The 19125-nt window shown below is 37.9% G+C and carries 9 protein-coding genes; 6 read left to right on the top strand and 3 right to left on the bottom strand.

The genetic code is table 11. From position 1 onward, the window contains the following. The coding region (bamA, locus tag DB41_RS12955) for an outer membrane protein assembly factor BamA (protein ID WP_155117591.1) at positions 1-2232 on the bottom strand (2232 nt) is incomplete at its 3' end. A 100-nt stretch (positions 2233-2332) separates the two neighbouring features. Further along, positions 2333-2929 (bottom strand): recombination mediator RecR, encoded by a 597-nt coding sequence (gene recR / locus DB41_RS12950; RefSeq protein ID WP_039385305.1) that lies wholly within the window; start codon positions 2927-2929, stop codon positions 2333-2335. 374 nt (positions 2930-3303) lie between these two features. On the opposite strand from recR, the gene DB41_RS12945 reads away from it, so the two are divergent. The 6 genes from DB41_RS12945 to DB41_RS12920 all read left to right on the top strand — a co-directional run bounded on the left by DB41_RS12945 (position 3304) and on the right by DB41_RS12920 (position 17110). Next, positions 3304-4320 carry a beta-ketoacyl-ACP synthase III gene (locus DB41_RS12945; RefSeq protein WP_039385303.1) on the top strand — a complete coding sequence of 339 codons (1017 nt, stop codon included), beginning with the start codon at positions 3304-3306 and terminating at the stop codon, positions 4318-4320. Positions 4321-4342: 22 nt separating this feature from the next. Further along, positions 4343-5284 carry an ACP S-malonyltransferase gene (fabD, locus tag DB41_RS12940; RefSeq protein WP_039385301.1) on the top strand — a complete coding sequence of 314 codons (942 nt, stop codon included), beginning with the start codon at positions 4343-4345 and terminating at the stop codon, positions 5282-5284. Positions 5285-5296: 12 nt separating this feature from the next. Further along, a complete protein-coding gene (gene fabG, locus DB41_RS12935; protein WP_039385300.1) occupies positions 5297-6037 on the top strand; it encodes a 3-oxoacyl-ACP reductase FabG in 741 nt (246 codons plus the stop codon). 76 nt (positions 6038-6113) lie between these two features. Next, on the top strand, positions 6114-6359 hold the full coding sequence (gene acpP / locus DB41_RS12930) for an acyl carrier protein (RefSeq protein WP_039385299.1): 246 nt from the start codon (positions 6114-6116) through the stop codon (positions 6357-6359). Between the two features lie 1239 nt (positions 6360-7598). Beyond that, a complete protein-coding gene (locus DB41_RS12925; RefSeq protein WP_039385297.1) occupies positions 7599-11156 on the top strand; it encodes a tetratricopeptide repeat protein in 3558 nt (1185 codons plus the stop codon). Positions 11157-11353: 197 nt separating this feature from the next. Next, positions 11354-17110, top strand: a complete 5757-nt coding sequence (locus tag DB41_RS12920; RefSeq protein ID WP_039385295.1) for a tetratricopeptide repeat protein — start codon at positions 11354-11356, stop codon at positions 17108-17110. 309 nt (positions 17111-17419) lie between these two features. Here DB41_RS12920 and DB41_RS12915 read toward each other — a convergent pair whose 3' ends face one another. Then, on the bottom strand, positions 17420-18919 hold the full coding sequence (locus DB41_RS12915) for a sodium/proline symporter (protein WP_238578441.1): 1500 nt from the start codon (positions 18917-18919) through the stop codon (positions 17420-17422). Positions 18920-19125: the final 206 nt, after the last annotated feature.

The following is a 19125-nucleotide window of genomic DNA, read 5'->3' as shown; positions in this document are numbered from 1 at the left end:
AAAAGATAGATGGCCGGCATCACAGAAAATAAAACCTTCGAGGTTTTTCATGAACCGCCGAGAAGCCTCTATCGAATAAATCTCCATGGACATCCCACCCCGTGGATCTCCTTCAATAAAACGTGGCCCCAGTTTATAAGGACGATAGCCTCTTATCATGTTATCGCCGCCCAGAAATAACCGCTCGTCAAGGGGCATTTTTTTAGCAGTCGTCCCTCCGAAGGGATAAAGGAAGCGAAAATCCATGCGTAGTTTTAGAACACTACGTCTGTCTAATTTATGAAACCAGCTATTGGTGTAGGCAGCGCCAAAGAAGCGATAGTTACCGCCCAATCCAGCTATCTCCACTTCTAATCGTGATTTAAATCCTTGGGTAGGTTTGGCCGGGTGATCAGTAGAATCGTAAGACCATGTTAATCCGGTGGCTGAAACCATCCCATCATTATGGGATTCTTCAACTAACGAAGCTCCATGCTCATGCTTGGCGTAATATTTATACTGCTCTTCATAAAGCAAGTCATGCGAGGTTTGAATATCTGTATGTTTTAAGCGGTAATGCCATCCCAATTTCATAAACTGATTTAACTGATAAGTAGCATTGACCATTCCCCCATAAGTTTTTATATCATAGTCTTTGGCTATATAGCGATTGACAGAATTTTCTAGCTCAAATCCTACAATCCATTGAGTATCATTAAAAAATGGCTTGGTCCAAGAAAAAACATAGCTGCGGCTTTTGGAGCCCACTGTAGCGGTAGCATGGGCATATTCGCCTCCTCCTCTTAATGCTTTATAGCCATCTTGAAAGAAACGACCTAACCCTTTATAGTTAAAGTTTTTTTCGGTGATATTAAACCCCCCAAAAATGCTTTCTGCGGTGCTAAACCCAAAGAATGCCCCAAAATGTCCCGTGCTGGTTTCTTCGACTTCAATGTGGACATCGCGATAATTCTCTCCTAAGCCATAAGAATCTTCTGATTTAACAGCATAGACGTTTACATGAGAAAAATAGCCGATGTTAGCTAAACGTTCTTCAGTTTTTTTCAGTTTTTCGATATTAAAGACTTCTCCAGGAATAATCAGCGTTTCATGAAGAATAACTTTTGTTTGTGTCTGAGAATTTCCAAATACCTTAATTAAACCTACCCGAAACTGCTCGCCTTCTTCAATAGTAAGTTTAAGGTTGTAGATGTGTTCCTGGCTTTCAGAAAGAGTAGGCTCATGATCAACGATGGCATCAATATAGCCTTTACGACCATAGAGATTTGTAATATTTTCTATACTTTGACGAATTTTTTCAGGAGAAAATATCCCTCCTTCACAAAAAGTTAACTGCTGATAGATTTCTTCTGTACTAAATAGGTGATTTCCCTCGATCGTAATATTACCTACTCTATAAATAGATCCTTTGCTTGCAGTAACTATAATGATCACGCGGTTTTCTTGAGCGGCTTCCACAACTTTAATATCGACAGCTGCATCAGCATATCCTTGATTATGAAGATAATTAAGAATGGTGGCTTGATCATGCTGCATGGCCTCTTCATTGTAAGTTCCTTCATTGCTTAGCCAACTTAAAAATATATTATATTTTTTAGTCACCAGCTGTTCACTTATCTCTTCTTGTTCATGATCTGTAAAATTAACAAATACAATTTCTTTGATATAGCCTGAGCGCCCTTCAGTAATGGAGATGTTGATATCTACTTCGTTAGTAGTGGCATCTAGCTGTACATCATAGGTAAGCTCCGCTTCAAAAAAACCTTTTTTAATATAGTAAGTTTTTAGCTTGTGAAAAGCTTGATTAAAGCTTTTACGGTCAAAAACAGAAAAGCAAGATACTTTCAGCTCTTGCTTTAACCTTTTAGTTTTTATATGTTCGTTACCCTGCCAGTTGATAGAGCGAATGATAGGCTTAGGCCATGTTTTTAAGGTAATATATAGCTTATCAGCTAAGCTCTCAACAAGGGGTTCAACACGGTCATAATCTTGAGAAAGAATTTTAAGATCATTATCAAAATGTGTTTGCGAAAAAAAATCTCCTTGCCGTGTTTTGATTCGGCTAAGGAGAGCCTCTTCTTCAAAATGGTCGCAAGGCCCTTGAAGAAGAATTTCAATTTTTTCTATTTTTTGATTTTCATATTGGGTAGACTGACCGAAAAGATTTGATGAGTAGCCGCTTACTAGAAGCAAAAATCCTATATTAAGGAAAAGCATTAATTTATTTGTCACAGATTCCTCTGAAAATTATAGATGATAATCGAAAAAAGAGTAATCATAGGGTAAGTTTTGTAATATTGTAAAGAAGAAGAAAAGGAGAGGAGACTGAGGATTAAAATTTGCTTCTTCCCGAGAAAGCTCGTGCTAATGTACCTCCATCTACATAATCGAGGGGGCTTCCCATAGGAAGTCCAAAAGCTAACCGAGAGATAGCAACTCCCAAGGGAGCTAATTCTTGCTTTAAATAAAGAGAGGTAGCATCCCCTTCGAGGGTAGAATCTAAGGCGATGACAATCTCTTCTATTTTTAGCAAAGCAATACGTGTTTTTAATGCGGCAATAGTCAGTTTATCGGGACCTATGCCTTCTAAAGGAGACAATAAGCCTCCTAATACGTGATAAAGGCCTTTATATTCGCCTGTTGTTTCAATGGAAAAAGCTTCTCTGGCACAGGAAATAATACAAATAACCTTAGATTGCTGGCGTGGCTCTGTACAAAAAGGGCAAGCATATTCGCCTTTTAAGCACCCGCATTCCTCACACTGCGGCAATTTTTCATGAATATCTTTTAGAGTGCTAGCCATTTCATCTAAATATTCTTGTGGCCATCCCAGCATATGGAAAGCGTAACGCTCGGCACTTTTGGAACCTACTCCCGGTAGCCTTTTTAAGACATTTATAACTTTTAATAAATGAGGAGGATAATGCATAGTTTTGCCATAATTTTAAGAAAAAGCATAGCATAAAAGGTTATTTTATTTAAAACCTAAAGAGTGGGAGAAAAACTCCATCTTGTAATCGCTACTGGTGCTGTTTTTTTAGTTATTATTTTTAAATTTATGTTTTTTTAGCGAGTCCTTGTCTTTTCCTTATAAAAGCAGTTTTTTCAATTGCCTTGTCTGCTTAACTTTAAGTTTTTCTACGCTTAACCCATAAATATATATCCCTATAATTTTATCTCTCTCTTTTCACTGAATTATCTATATTATCCATGTAGATAGCTTGGGGCTCTAAAGGGAGCGCTTCTTTTTAATAAGCATTTTTGATACAGTTTTGCTTTTTAATAAATAAGGGGGGCAGACAAATGCCAATTCAACCTAAAGCGCGTATCGTAGGAATGGGCTCTTTTTTACCTGAACGTATTTTAACCAATCAACATCTAGAAGAGATGGTTGAAACAACCGATGAATGGATTGTCTCGCGTACAGGAATAAAAGAACGTCGAATTGCCGGCACTCACGAGCCTCCTTCTTTAATGGGGTTTTATGCGGCCCAAAAAGCATTGCAGGAAAGTAGCGTGTCAGCTGCAGATATAGACATGGTTTTAGTGGCAACAATGACACCCGATTACATCACACCAAGTACAGCCGCTATTATTCAGGCCAAGCTAGGGGCGTCCTCTGCTGCGGCCTTAGATATACAAGCCGCTTGCACAGGTTTTTTGTATGGATTGTCGATTGCTAAAGCTTACATTGAAGCAGGCATCTATCGCAATATTCTTTTAATCGCTTCAGAAAAGCTCTCTACTATTATCAATTACAAAGATAGAAATACCTGTGTTCTGTTTGGCGATGGAGCTGCAGCGGCTGTGATCTCTAATCAAGGAAAGGGATTTTCCCTCGACGCATTTTGCTTAGGTTCAGATGGAGAAGTTGCCGAACTTTTAATGATTCCGGCGGGTGGCGCGCGTCAGCCTTCAAGCATCGAAACCGTAACCCAAGAGTTGCATTTTTTGAAAATGGAAGGAAAGGAAGTTTTCAAGCATGCCGTACGAAGAATGGGGGCTGCAGCAAAAGAATGCTTAGTTAAAGCCGGTATAACCGAAGGAGAGATTGATTGGTTAGTACCCCATCAAGCTAATATACGGATTATTGAAGCATTAGCTAAAAGTTTTAATCTACCAAGTGAGCGCGTTTATAAAACCTTGCATAAATATGGGAATACCTCGGCATCTAGCGTGGCCATAGCCTTGGAAGAGCTTAAGAGCGAAAACCAAATTTTACAAGGGGAAAAGCTGCTATTGGTAGGTTTTGGAGCCGGGCTTACTTGGGCAGCCGCCATTATAACCCAAATAGATGATCTATCCTCTTCATTCGACTGATAAGCTATAAGGACACAAAGATATGTCGCATTTTAAAAAAATTGCTTTTTTATTTCCTGGCCAAGGAGTTCAATATCTTGGGATGGCAAAAGATATTTATGAAAATTTCTCCATCGCTAGGCAAACTTTTCAAGAGGCCGATGAGGTGTTACATCGCCATTTATCTAAAATAATATTAGAAGGCCCTGAGGAAGAACTGCTTGAAACAAAAAATAGCCAGGTGGGCATTTATGTTGTCTCCATGGCACTCTTAAGAATTATTAAAGATTTATATCCTAACATACAGCCAGATATGTGTGCTGGCTTAAGCTTAGGCGAATATTCAGCATTAACAGCTTCTAAAAAACTAGATTTTGCCTCCTGCCTCTCTATTATTCAATATAGAGGCCATTATATGAATGAAGCCTGTGAGGCTCATCCAGGGGGTATGGCAGTTGTTTTAGGTCTTACAGCTCACGAAGTAGAGGAAGCTGTGCAAGCAGTGAATTTGCCTCATGATTTATGGATTGCTAATTTTAATTGCCCAGGCCAGATAGTGATTTCGGGAACTCGAAAAGGAATTGATAGCGCTGCATCAGCTCTTAAAGATAAAGGTGCCAAACGTGTCTTGCCTTTAAATGTATATGGAGCTTTTCATAGTGGTCTTATGAAGACAGCTGAAGAACGCCTTGCTGAACATATCCATTATGCCTCTATCCAAGATAGCCCGATAGGTTTAATCATGAATGTGCCTGGTAAAAAGGTAGAAAATATTCTCGATATTAAAAGCCATTTAATTAGGCAGGTAACTTCTCCTGTTCGCTGGGAGCAAAGCATTCGCCACCTGGGGGAAGAGGGAATCGAGCTGTTTATTGAAATAGGGTGTGGAAAGACACTAGCAGGTTTTAATAAACGTATTCTTCCCCACATAAATACCATTTCTGTAGAAAAATTAACGGAACTTGATCAGCTTGCTAAAATATAGGAAAAAATTTAGATGCATCATCTTTTAAACAATCAGGTAGCTATCGTTACAGGGGGAACTGCTGGCATTGGCAAAGCAATTGCTCGTGAATTTGCTCGTCAAGGAGCAACTGTGGCAATCTTCGGAACAAATGAGAAAAGAGGCCAAGAAGTCGTACAGGAAATTGGAGCAGAAAAAGCCTCTTTTTATCCAGTCAATGTAGCTAAAACTCTAGAGGTAGAGGCGGCTATAAAACAGGTACAGCAAAATTATGGCAAAGTGGATATTTTAGTTAATAATGCGGGAATTGCGCGCGATCAGCTAATGTTGAAAATGACTGAAGAAGATTGGGATACCGTCATGGAGGTTAACTTAAAATCCTGCTACAATACTTGCAAGGCCCTTACTCGTCATATGCTTAAAGCCCGCCAAGGGGTGATTATAAATATTAGCTCAGTGATCGGTCTGATTGGTAATAGTGGGCAAGCGAATTATGCGGCTTCAAAAGCTGCTATCATAGGTTTTACAAAAGCTCTTGCTAAAGAATTTGCTTCCCGTAATATTCGCATTAACTGCATCGCTCCTGGCTTTATTGACACGCAGATGACGGAAGCTATGACAGAACAGCAGCGTCAGGCCATACTCTCTTCCATTCCTATGGAAAGGATGGGCGCTCCTGAAGATATTGCCAATGCAGCCGTTTTCTTAGCCAGCTCGATGGCCCAATATATGACTGGGCAAGTGTTGGTGGTGGACGGAGGAATGGTGATGTAACCCTAATTACATCATTGAATGTAATTGGTAAAAATGATATCTTATTTTTTTTTAAGAAATCTATTAATTAAAAGGAATGTGTATGTCATCAACAGAACAAGAAGTCATCGACATCATTGTGGAACAGCTGGGTGTAGATAGAGATGATGTAACTCCTTCTAAAAAGCTTGTCGAAGATCTAAATGCAGATTCTCTGGATTTAACAGAGCTCAATATGACTTTTGAAGAGCGTTTAGGAAGAGAAATCCCTCAAGAAGAAGCTGAAAAGTTTAAAACAGTAGGCGATATCATCCAATATTTCGATCGTATCACCAAAGAATAAAGCATTTATATAGGGCTCTAGGCACGCCAGAGCTCTACATCTCAAAGCTTTAAGATAGGCATTTATCTAATAGATAAATGCTTTTAACGCCTGAAATATTTCCTTTTTGCTAATGTTAAAATTTCTTCCCTTCCTTTATCCTGCTAGGCTATAAGTTAAAAGGCCACTCTCAACGGGAAATCTTTTGATGCTTTTATGCAGGAAGTTGCTTCGTTTCCTTATCCAATTTTTATTCAATTTTACACGTTAAGATGTGTTACAAAAAGAAACTGCAAGTCATTCTAGCATTTAGCATCATTTTTTGTTGAACAGTATGGTATAGCAATTATTTAAAGGATTGGCAATTGCTAGAAGTTCTATCCCTACGAGGATGAAATCTTGCAAACCTTAATTTGGAGTCGTTGACAGATACTGTTACGTTATAAAAAGTTCCGCCTGTTTTTTAACAAGGTAATTTAAGTCTTCCTTACCTACCTCTTTTACTTAAGGGGATATTTTTTTAAGCATATGATTGCATAAAGAGCTGCTTGAAAGGGTATTCTCAATATTATTTTGTATCCGCTACAGGCTCAGGTAACCCACCTTCATAAAATTTAAATTTTTTATATATTTATTTTCATCATGCCCTCTAGCTTGAGAAGGGCCTATCGTGAATTTAAATAGGCTCTATATAGAAATCGTTCGATGTTTTTCTTTATCTCGAGCAATCTTAACCTTTTTTAAAAATATATAAGACGCTTCAAAAAACTAAGTCTGCATACCCCACACCCTGAAAGTCTTCTCTTTGCTTAGCGAGAGGGGTTTTATAAAGTACGAGATTGCATAAGAAGTAGCTCAAAAGCGTATAATCTTATTTTTTATTAATTAGACTAAAACTCGTTCTCTGATCATCTTCCAAAAATGCTGTATCCATTATATCACTTTTTATACAAGCTTCGTTACGAAAGATATGGCCACTTGTTTGAGGCTTGAAAAATGGTTTGCCTCTTTCAAGCTTAAAAGCCTGAGCTTTAGATTGAAAAATTGACAAAATAGATAGGAAAAGAGGCAAGTGTCACTGCTTGCTTTGAGAGCTAAAAAAATAAAGAAGTAGCTTTTAAGCAAGGTTTTTAGTATGAAAAGTAAAGCATTATTTTTTTATCTTTCTTTTAAGAGAATGGCTTTAAAAAGATAAAAAAAATCGCCAACAGCGTTACAAACCCACTGAAGTGCACCAAAAGCTAAAATAAGGATAAGCAAATGAGTTTGGAGAGTTCACCTATTAGCTCTTATGGATTTACTGAATTTAAGGAAATAGAAAAAAGAAAACAGCCTTGTGTGAAGCCACATCCCTATGTAGAAATCTTCGAAAAATTAGGATGCAAAGACTTATACCAAGCAAGCCTAGTCTGTAAAGAATGGAAGCAGCTAACTGAACAAACCAGTTTATGGAAAATGTTTAATGTAGGAAAGCTTAATATTAAATTTCAGGAAGAGACGCAAGTTGATGATCAGAAAGTACATTCTCTAATCCCTAAAGATGAATTAAAGACCCTTTTAGAGAGCTTAGAACACGAGAAAATTTTATCAGAGGAAGATATAAAAGAAATTGAAAATGCCTATGAAAAAGCTTTACCAATTGCTGTACAGGCTAAAGAAGCTATCCAAGAAAGGTTATATATTGAAAAGCTAGGCGATGTCTATTCGAGTAAGGAAATACCTAAGATTCTTCTTCAAGCAGCAGGACTTTATCAATATATTTTACATTGCCCTTCGCAAGACAGACAGGAAATAGTTAAAGAAAAACTTTTCAAGGTTCAAGGTCTACTTACTAAACTGTGCGAAGGAAAGTCTTTAAGTACTAAAGTAATGAGGAAACAATTTGAAGGTAATCGTGAAGTGCTAAAAAAACTTAGGGAGGGAATAAAAGAGAAAATTCAAGCTCTCGGCTCGGATCCTTCATCCGAGGAAGTAAGAATGCTTTACAAGGAAATTGCACTGGGTATGAAAGATTACTTTAAGGCTCTAGTAAATCAGGCGATTGATGTTTTAGGCCCGGCACCTTGTGAATATGCGATGATAGGCTTTGGTTCCCTAGCTAGAGAGGAAATGACTCCCTATTCCGATCTAGAATTTGGCATTCTTATCCAGGAAGATAGTAAAGATAATAAAAAGTACTTTAAGCGCCTTACGACTTTGATTCATTTGAAAGTGATCAATTTAGGAGAAACCCTTCTCCCTGCTTTAAATATTCTCTGCTTAAAAGCCATAAATTTTTTTGATGACATAACGCTACGTGGCCTTGCCTTTGATGGCGAAGGAGCGGAAGGAAAAGGATGTAAAACTCCCTTTGGCAATCGCCATACTTTTGAGCTTATACAAACTCCTGAAAAGATGGCTCAATATATTGGTAAAGATGAAAAAGGGAGATGGTGGCATCACGAAGAACCACATCTTCCTATGGAGCTTTTAACCTTTACTCATTTGTTAGGTGATGAGGAGCTAACTAGACAATATAAGCACCATGCCCAACAACAGCTCGCCACTCCCTATCAAGTAGGCCTTACTCTTCGCCAATATTTAGCCAAATATCATTTAGTTCGAGAAGATAGGATAACTTTCAATCCAAGCCTGCAGGATCCAGACAAGCAAGGACTGCTTTTTAAAGTTAAAAATGATTTATATCGTTTTCCTCACCTAGCTTTGGACCGTTTAGCTCTTCTTAAAGAAGTAGCCGCTTCCGATACGTTTACTAGGATCACTCAATTAAAAGATAAAGGTATTTTAACAGATAATGCAGCCGAAAAGTTAAGTGAATGGATGAGCATAGCTTTATTCATGCGCCTTAAAACTTATTCTCATTACGAAGCTCAAAGGGAAATGATGAATCCTCTGCTTAAGCCCTTTGGATTTGAGGATCCAAAACTTGTTGAAAAGCAGTTTGCTTTAGATTTGGCAGCTTTAAAAAAGATAAAAAAAATTTACTCTGTCTTTATTCCTTTTTATCAAGCTGTTAAGGAATTTTTAGCAGGAAATGAAGACGCTTTTAAGTCATTAGATGTGAAGAATATTTCTACAAAAACTCAAGGAGATATAGCCTTAAGGCTTTTTCAGCAGAAAAAGGCAAAAAAGTGTTACAAATTAGCATTGGAAAAAAATCCAGAAGACGCTGACATATTAGTTGTTCTTGGATGTATTTATAAAGGTCAGGGAAAATTAGATAAAGCAGCTAAGAAAGTTGAAGAAGCGCTTAAAATCCGTTCCAAGTTTCTTTGCAAAAATTATTCCCTAGAGAAAGCTTGTAATAAAAATTTTGCAGCACTTTATCGAGAACAAGCAAAGCTAGGAAATGCAGCCGAACCTAGCAGGAAAGCTGGCTTTATTAAACTTAAGCTTTTTTTGGAAAATTACTCTAACATAGCTACTTATTACAATAACTTGGCAACAATTTATCAAGCTCAAGGAAAATTAGGCAAGGCGGCTGCAATTGGCGAGAAAGCGCTTAAGATTGACCTTCAATTGTGGGGTAAAAATCATCCCCATGTAGCAAGAACTTACAATAATTTGGGAACAATTTATCAAGAGCAAGGAAAGTTAGGTCAGGCGGCTGAATATGTTAAAAAAGCCCTTACCATTAATACTAAGCTTTTTGGTGGAAATCATCCTACTGTAGCAAGGGATTACAACAATCTAGGGCAAATTTACCAAGATCAAGGAAAATTGGAGGAAGCCGCTAAGCATATTATCAAAGCGCTGGATATTAACCATAAATTATTTGGTAAATACCATCCTAGAATTGCAACCGGTTGGAATAATTTAGGAGCAATTTATCAAGAACAGGGAAATTTAGACAAGGCTGCGGAGTCTGTCCAGAAGGCATTTGCAATTGACCTTAAGCTTTTTGGTGGAAGTCATCCTACTATAGCAAGAGATCATAATAACTTAGCAGGAGTCTATCAAGGACAGGGAAAGTTAGACGAGGCTGCTGAGCAAATCAACAAAGCGCTCGACATCAATCTTAAGCTGTTTGGTGAAAATCATGCTAGTGTAGCAGACTGTTACACCAATTTAGGAGTAATCTATCAAGAACAAGGAAGCTTAAAGAAGGCCGTTGGCTATTTTGATAAAGCACTCGCAATTGACCATAAACTTTTTGGTGAAAATCATGCCAGTATAGCCTTAGATTATAACAATTTATCACAAAGTTATGAAGAACAGGGGCTGTTAAAAGAGGCGTTAGAGTATAGCAAAAAAGCTCTAGCGATTGATCTTAAGCTTTTTGGTGAAAATCATCCCTGTGTGGCAAGAGATTATAACAACTTGGGAATAATTTACCTTACCCAAGGTAATCTAGGAAAAGCAATTAAACACATTAGCAAAGCTTACACTATTAACTGCAATTTTTTCGGTGAAATTCATCCCAGGATGGCCATATATTATAATAATCTAGGGCAAATCTACCAAAAACAAGGCAATTTAAAGCAGGCAGCTGAGTATGCTGAGAAAGCACTGAACATTGCTTTGAAGCTTTGGGGTGAACATCATCCCCATCTGGCAATTTATTACAATACCAGGGGGATGATTTATAAAAGACAAGGTCTTTTAGAAGATGCAGTTGAAGACGTTAAAAGAGCAGTGACCCTTGGCTCAAAGCTTGGTGGTGAAAATTGTCGTCGTATGGCACGGTTTTACGATAATTTAAGCCAAATTTATCAAGATCAAGGAAATGTAGAGCAAGCAGCTGAGTGTTCCCATAAAGCTCGTGCCATCAACCTTAAGCTCATAGATAATAATCCTTTGGCGAAGGTAGCAATGTAGGAAAAATTTATTAGGAGTAAGAAAAATTCATGATAACAAATCATCATGAAAGCTACACCTAAGAAACTAAAAAGAGTATATTTTCAAGTTTGTTTTTTATCTTTTGTGGGTAAAGATGCAAGCTGGAGATTAGTAAAATTATAAGCAACTCCTTATACGTGTTAAAATGTATGTAACCCTAAAAGGCTGGTAAACCCATGAATCTAGAGAGTGCATCTGTTAACTCTTATGTATTTACTGAATTTAAAGAAATAGAAAAAAGAAAGCAGGCTTATCTAAAACTACGCTCTTATGCAGAGATTAGCTTAGAGATCTTTGAAAAACTGGGATGCCAAGACTTATACCAAGCAAGCTTAGTCTGCAAAGAATGGAAGCTATTGGTTAAACAAACCAGCTTATGGAAAAAGCGCCATTCTGGAAGTGTTAGATTTGACTCTCAAGAAGAAAAACAGCTCGATAATAATAAGAAAAATTTTTTAAGCCTTTCTTCTTGCCCATGGACTCAATCTTGCATAGCTAGGTTATTGTGGCAAGACCCTACCACCATTATTAGTGATTCACTGCTGGCAAAAGTAAATGCTGTAGCTGCCTACCTACATACAGAAGGCTATGAACTAAAAGGTGTCCGTGGTGACGGTGACTGCTTTTTTAGCGCTTTTTTAGGAAGCTATGCCTGCCTTTCTAGAAAGATACCCTTGCTAGAAGAGCAGGCAGATAAGGTTTCATATCTAAGGCAAGTGCTCGCAAGCACCGTTAAACGCACGGACAGTAAAAGAGCGGAAGAAATAATAGGAAAAGGAGCTTGGGTAAGCGGCTTGGGTGAAGGAGAGTTATTAGCATCGGCTTTATCTATTCCTGTAAGGCTAGTAACGGTTAATGAAGAAGGATTGCTTTGCGGTATTCATGATAGGTTAATTTTTTCACAAGCAGGTTTAGCTGGAGGTGATAGATCCCAGGAATGGGAAACTATTCCTCAAGAGGAAAGACCTCAAGAATACATCCTTATCGCAGATTTAGGCGGACATTTTATCTATGCTCAAAAGCCTTTAAAGCAAGATAAATCTTTTCTTTCAAAGTCGAAAACCTCTTCTGATATTCTTTTTTCTAATTCTCTATCGATGAATGCATCAAAAAACATTCCGCAAACATGGGAGAGCCAGGAGTTTTTATCAGACGAGAAGATAAAAAAATTAGAACAAACTTATACGCAAGCTTTACAAATTGCTGTTCAAGAAAAAGATCCTATTCAAGAAAGCTTTTGCATAGAAGAATTAGGTGACATTTATTTAAGAAAGCAAACAACGGAAACGCTCCTACAAGCGGCAGGCCTTTATAATTATGCCCTACGCCTAGCTCCTCAAGAGCGCCAAAAAATTCTTAGAGATAAACTTTCCCAAGTTCAAAATTTACTTGTCAAACAATGCAAAGGCAAACCTTTTGATTCTGCGGTTGTGGAGAAACAATTTGAACGCAATCGCCACAACTTAAAAAAATTTAGAGAAGAGATAGAGAAGAAAATCCAAACTTTGCCAGAAACCCCTTCTTCCCAGGAGGTGAAAGAGCTTTATGGTGAGATAGCTCACCAAATAAAAGTTTTCTTTGGGCAGCTTACAATACAGGCCTTACATCAATTAGATCCTGCGCCTTGTGAATATGCAATGATAGGATTTGGCTCGTTAGCTAGAGAAGAAATGACGCCATATTCAGATTTAGAATTTGGCATTCTTATGCAAGAAGATACTCCAGACAACAGAGAGTATTTTAAGCGTTTGACTACTTTAATTCACTTAAAGGTCATCAATTTAGGAGAAACCATTCTTCCTGCTTTAAACATTCCTTGCTTAAATGACATAGGTTTTTTTGATGGAATTACTCCAAGAGGTTTTGCATTTGATGGGGAAGGAGCAGAAGGAAAAGGGTGTAAAACCCCTTTTGGTAATCGCCAGACTTTTGAGCTTATCCAAACTCCTGAAAAGATGGCTCAATATGTCGCTCAAGATGAAAAGGGTAAATGGTGGCATCAGAAAGAGCCTCATCTTCCTATGGAACTTTTGACTTTCACTCACCTCCTAGGTAATCATGAGTTAACTAAACACTACAGTGAAAACCTTCAAGAAAAGCTTAATACTCCTTACAAAAAAAACTTTAACTTGCGTCATCATCTAGCTAAAAAACACCTGGTTCAATCAGATATGGCAACTTTTGAACCGGGTATAGGTTATGTAGGAAATGAGGGCATGCTTTTTAAAGTGAAAAATGATTTGTACCGGTTTCCCCATCTGGCCGTGGATCGACTAGCTCTTCTCAAAAAAATAGAAGGTTCCAATTCTTTCAGTAGGATCGATCAACTAAAGGAGCAAGGAGTTTTAACAGAAGGTGCGTCTACAAAGCTAAACGAGTGGATAAGTATAGCGTTATTCATGCGCCTTAAAACTTACTCTCATTATCAAGCGCAAAAAGAGATGATGAATCCTCTGCTTAAACCTTTTGGGTTTGATGAACCTGAACTTATCCAAAAACAGTTTGCTTTAGATGAGGGAGCATTAGAAAAAGTAAAAAAGATTTATCGCATTTTTATTCCCTTTTACCATGCTATTCAAGTTTCTTTATCTGGAGATGAAAGTATACTTACATCTTCTACCTTAGATGATAATTCGCCCCAGACTCAAGGAAGCATAGCTTTAAGGCTTTTTCAACACGAGGAGGCAATAAGCTGGTATCTATTAGCAAAAGAAAAATATCCAGAAAATACTGATATATTAAATGCGTTAGGAATGAGTTTTTATGAGCAGAAAAAATTTAAGCAAGCCGATGAGTATATAACTAAAGCGCTCAAAATTGATCGCAAGGATTTTGGTGTAACTCCCTTGAAAGTGGCAAGAGATTATAATAATTTGGGTTTGATTTATCACGAGCAAGGCAAGCTACAGAAGGCGCTTAAATATGCTAAAAAAGCTACTAAGATTTACCAAAAGCTTAATCTCGAAAATTCTCTAACAATGGCGGCCCATTATAATAATCTAGGAATGATATACCTACATACAGGAGATTCAGAAATAGCGCTTAATTATATTAATCAGTCTCTCAGAATCAGTCGCAAGCTTTTTGGTAAGAATCATGCAAGTGTGGCAGAATCTTACAAAAACCTAGGGAATGTCTTTCAAGAAGTAGGAAATATAAAAGAGGCGATTAAGAATACTAGAGAAGCGCTCAAAATTAATATTGACATTTTTGGCAAGCATCATACAAATGTGGCAATGAATTATTTTAACTTAGGAAAGATTTACTGCGATTACGGAAATTTAGAAAAGGGGAGTCATTATATCAATAAAGCTTTGAAAACCAATCTTAAATTGTTCGGTGAGAACCATCCAAAGATGGCAGAAATTTACCATATTTTAGGCCTGATTTGCCAAAACAACCGAGAAGAAGTGGAAGCTGTTGAGTGGGTGGAGAAAGCACTCTACATTGAACTAACACAATTTGGAGAATATTATCCCGCAGTAGCAGACCGCTTCAACATCTTAGGTGGCCTCTATCAAGAACTAGAGGAGAGAAATAAGGCGTTAGAGTGTGTCAATCGAGCACTCAAAATTAATCTTAAGCTTTTCGGAGAAAATCATCCAAGCACGGCAAGTTGTTATAATAGTCTAGGGTTACTCTACCGAGAACAAAGAAATGAAGAAGTGGCAGTTCAGTATACGAATCGAGCACTTGAAATTAATCGTAAGTGTTTAGGGGAAAACCATATCTGGGTAAAAGAAGGCTACGAAAATCTGTACCGAACCCACTTAATGTTTGGAAATTTAGAGCAGGCAGATAAGTGTAGTAGTAAAGCCCGAGCCATTGGTGCTAAGCTTTTTGGTGAAAATTATCTAAAAAGTGCAACAAATTGCAACCCTCTGAGCCAAATCTACTCAAATCAAAGCTTTTTGAATGGAGCGGCTGAGCATGCTGAGCAAGAGCTTGCCAATGCTCTTAAACTTTTTGGACCAAATCACATTCAGGTAGCAAAAAGCTATAAAAGATTGTACGGAATCCACTTCAAACAAGGAAATTTCAAGCAGGCAAATAAATATCTCAAACAATCTCAAGTTATTGATCCTAAGTTGCTTGAAGAAAATTATCTAAAGAGAGCACAGAATTACAACAACTGGAGCCAAGTCTATTTGCATCAGGGTCAATTGAAGCAAGCTGCTGAATATGCTAAGAAAGCACTTGAAATTGACCTCAAAATTCATGATGAAATTTATGGTACTATAGCAATAAATTACAGCAAACTGAGCTACACCTATCTAGAGCAACGGGATTTTAAAAAAGCAGCTGAATATGGTGAAAAAGCTCTGGCCATTTTCCTTGAGATTGATAGTAGAAAACATCTTACTATGGCAAGAGATTATGAATGCCAGCTCCAAATCTATTTAAATCACGGTGATTTAGAAAACGACGTAGCTGAGTATATCAATAAAGCTCTAGCTATTAGTCTTAATTTTTTTGATAAAAATCATCTAGGTGTTGGGATGCTTTACAACCATCTGAGCCGAATTCATTTAGATCAAGGCAACCTAAAGCAAGCAGCTGAGCATGTCAGCAAAGCTCTAGCTATGAACCTTAAGTTTTTTAATGAAAATAATCTAGATGTTAAAACGCTTTACGGTGACCTGCGCCACATCTATTCAGAGCAAGGTGATCTAAAGCTGGCAGCTGAGTATGCCGAGAAAGAGCTCTCCGTTGTGCTTAATCGAGGTATCAAAAATAATGGGCTTGCCGCCTATTGCTACAATAGGTTGGGATTGATTTACCAAAAGCTAGGCGATTTAAAGAAGGCAGCTAAGAATGTTAAGGAATCACTTAAAATTAATCTTAACCGTTCTCATGGAAAATATTCTCCGGTACCAAAAGATTATAGTGATTTAGGAAATATCTACCGGGAACTAGATAAATTAGGCAAGGCAGCAGAGTGTGACGAAAAAGCTTTTGCTCTTAACCCCAAGCATTTGGAGGAAAATTATCAACCTGTGGCAAAAAATTACAACAATCTGGAAAGAACCTACCGAAAACAAAGCAATCTACAACAACAGGCCTGTATCGAGAAAACTCTTGCCATGTACCTTAAGTTTCTGGATGAAATTCTCTACAATGTGGCAATAGATTACGACAGCTTGGCAATAATCTACCAAAAACAAGGCAATCTAACTCTAGCAGCTGAATGTATTGATAAAGCTCTTGCTTTTGATCTCAAGCTTTATGGTGAAAATCATCCCCAGGTGGCATTCAATTACAACAATCTAGGACAAATTTACCATGACCAAGGAAATTTAGAAAAAGCGGTTGAGTATTATAAAATAGCCCTCTCTATCGATCCTACAGTTTTGAACGAAAAACATCGTATCGTAGCAATGGATTATGCCAAAAGGGGAGGAGTAATCTACGGTAACCAAGGAAATTTGAACCAGGCAGCAAAATGTTTCAAAAAAGCTCTTGCCATTGATCTTAGGATTTTTGGTGAGGATCATATCAATGTGGCCGGATATCACTATATGTTAGGAATGATTTGCCAGAAACAAGGGAATCTACTACATGCAGCTCAGCACGTCAGCAAAAAGCTTGCCATTGATCTTAAATTTTTTGGTGAAAATCATCCAGCCTTGGCAGCTTGCTACAATACTCTGGGATTAATTTACCAAAAACAAGGTAATCTAAAGAACGCAGCTGAATGTATTGATAAAGCTCTTGCCATTGGCGTCAACTTCTTTGATGAAAATCATCCCGCCGTAGCAAATTGTTACAATAACCTGGGATTAATTTACCAAGCACAAGGCAATCTGAAGCAAGCAGCTGAATGTACTGATAAAGCTCGTGCCATTAACCTTAAGCTTTCTAGTGAAAGTTCTTCTACTGAGACACTAGATGATTACACTTTAAATACCTCTAATGAAAATACGGGGGGCTAAAGCAGGAGAGCATGGGCACGTCTTAAGAGATGAAAAGCTAGCGAATCCATCTTAAGAAGAACATTTATTATAAAAACTAAAGCTTGGCCTAACTTTTACACTGGTAAATACAAAAGGAAATAAATAAGAGAGCGGCGAAGGCTTCAACTTTAGCCGCTTAATTGAAGAGAAGTACGACTGGAGTAGCAGCTAGAACAGCAAGGATTGTCCAAATGCCAAAGCAGCTACTCGTCCGAAAAGGCACCTATTGACAGCTAACTCACGCTTGCCTGGCTGATGGAATCGTTAAGAAATTTTTGCCAAACCTTCCTAAGACCCCTTGCTGTTACACTCCACGGTAATTCTTGCTGTCCATTTAGAGACCAGATAAATGCTGATTAAGCTGACCGCAAAGGCAGGAATTTCTGCAGGAATGTTATGTCCTAATAGCTGCTTGCTATAAGCCTCCCAGGTGCCTGCAATCATTCCTCCCGTAAGTATGCCTGCTATAGCCCCATATTTATTGATCGATTGAGAATAAAGAGACATGAGCATTAAAGGACCAAATGAGCATCCTAAGCCAGCCCAAGCGTACCTTACCGCTTCTAAAACGGTTGTACTTTTGTTATACGCTAGAATCAATGAGGATAGAGCGGTAAAGACTAATCCCAGGCGTGAAATTAAAAGTAGCTTTTGGGCAGAGGCTTCTTTCTTAAAAATACCTTTGTAAAAATCCTCGCTGATGATGGAAGCACAGACTAAAAGTTGCGAATCCATGGTGGACATATTGGCTGCGAGGATAGCACATAAGATGAAGCCGGTGACAAGAGGATGAAAGAGAAGGGGGACCATATCAATAAAGACTAGCTGAGGATCACGGAGCTGACCATCAAAAAAAGGCAGACCTATAAGTCCTACGGCTGTTGCTCCTAGCAAGGTAAGAATCAGCCAAGACATGCCTACATATTTGGATTTATGCATCTCTTCCACGTTTTTAATTCCCATAAACTTAGTCACAATATGAGGTTGCCCAAAATAACCTAATCCCCAGGTTGCCATAAATATAGCTTCGAGGATGGAAGAGGAGGAGAGGTCTTTAAAGAAAAATAAGGAGGCATTTTGGTTTTTAGCCGCTTCTGTAATAGATTGCCATCCATTTGGCAAGTGCATGAAAGCATAAGCAGGAACAAAGATAATCATGGCCATAAGAAAAAGAGACTGAAACAGATCTGTCCAAGCCACGGTAACAAATCCACCTATCAAGGTATAAATGACGACGACAAGCATGGCAACAGATAAGCCTACATAGTAGTTAATGCCAAAAACTGATTCAAATAGGAGCCCCATGGCTATTAATCCAGCTGCTATATAGGAAGCGAGGAAAAAAAGAGCGATGGCAGCTGTTAAGAATCTTATTGTTCCTGACGTATCATTAAAACGGCGTTCGAAAAAGGTAGAGAGAGTATGAGCATTATATTTCTCGGTAGCTCTCCTTAATCGTGTGGCAATAAATTGCCAATTAACAAACATTCCGCCAATTAGTCCCCATGCAATCCAGATCTTAGGTAAGCCACTACTAAAGACGGCAGCTGGAAATGCCATAAAAAGCCAGGCGCTCATATCGCTGGCATGGGCAGAAAGAGCTGTTAGCCAAAAGTTGAGTGAGCGATTGCCTATAATAAAATCTGCTGCGGATGTTTGCTTTTTATGAAAATATAGCCCCATGCAAAGTAGCATAAAAAAGTAGGCGAAAAAGGATATAACTAGAAAATAATGCATGCGTTCTACTGTAGGTTTTAAAATAATCGATTCAGCTTTTAATATAGGCAAAAAGAAAGCATTAAGCCTTTATCTTAAAGAGAGCCTTTTTAAGATAAGGGAAGAAAAAAGCAGATTTTTAAAGATAATTTTTCTTTTTGCCTATTTGAAAGGGCGGTATTATAAAAAAAGAAGTAGCATTAGTCAATAAGAGATCTAGCCTTTAAGAAGCACTTCTTAAAATGCTTGAAAAAATGTTAGATTTTTAGTAACAGTTT

It is taken from the genome of Neochlamydia sp. TUME1 (assembly GCF_000813645.1).
Lineage (GTDB): Bacteria > Chlamydiota > Chlamydiia > Chlamydiales > Parachlamydiaceae > Neochlamydia.
This window is presented reverse-complemented; position numbering and strand designations above follow the sequence as displayed.

Coding starts and splice junctions, on each gene's coding strand:
- recR (WP_039385305.1), bottom strand. CDS start 2,929: ATGCATTATCCTCCTCATTTATTAAAAGTTATAAATGTCTTAAAAAGG.
- DB41_RS12945 (WP_039385303.1), top strand. CDS start 3,304: ATGCCAATTCAACCTAAAGCGCGTATCGTAGGAATGGGCTCTTTTTTA.
- fabD (WP_039385301.1), top strand. CDS start 4,343: ATGTCGCATTTTAAAAAAATTGCTTTTTTATTTCCTGGCCAAGGAGTT.
- fabG (WP_039385300.1), top strand. CDS start 5,297: ATGCATCATCTTTTAAACAATCAGGTAGCTATCGTTACAGGGGGAACT.
- acpP (WP_039385299.1), top strand. CDS start 6,114: ATGTGTATGTCATCAACAGAACAAGAAGTCATCGACATCATTGTGGAA.
- DB41_RS12925 (WP_039385297.1), top strand. CDS start 7,599: ATGAGTTTGGAGAGTTCACCTATTAGCTCTTATGGATTTACTGAATTT.
- DB41_RS12920 (WP_039385295.1), top strand. CDS start 11,354: ATGAATCTAGAGAGTGCATCTGTTAACTCTTATGTATTTACTGAATTT.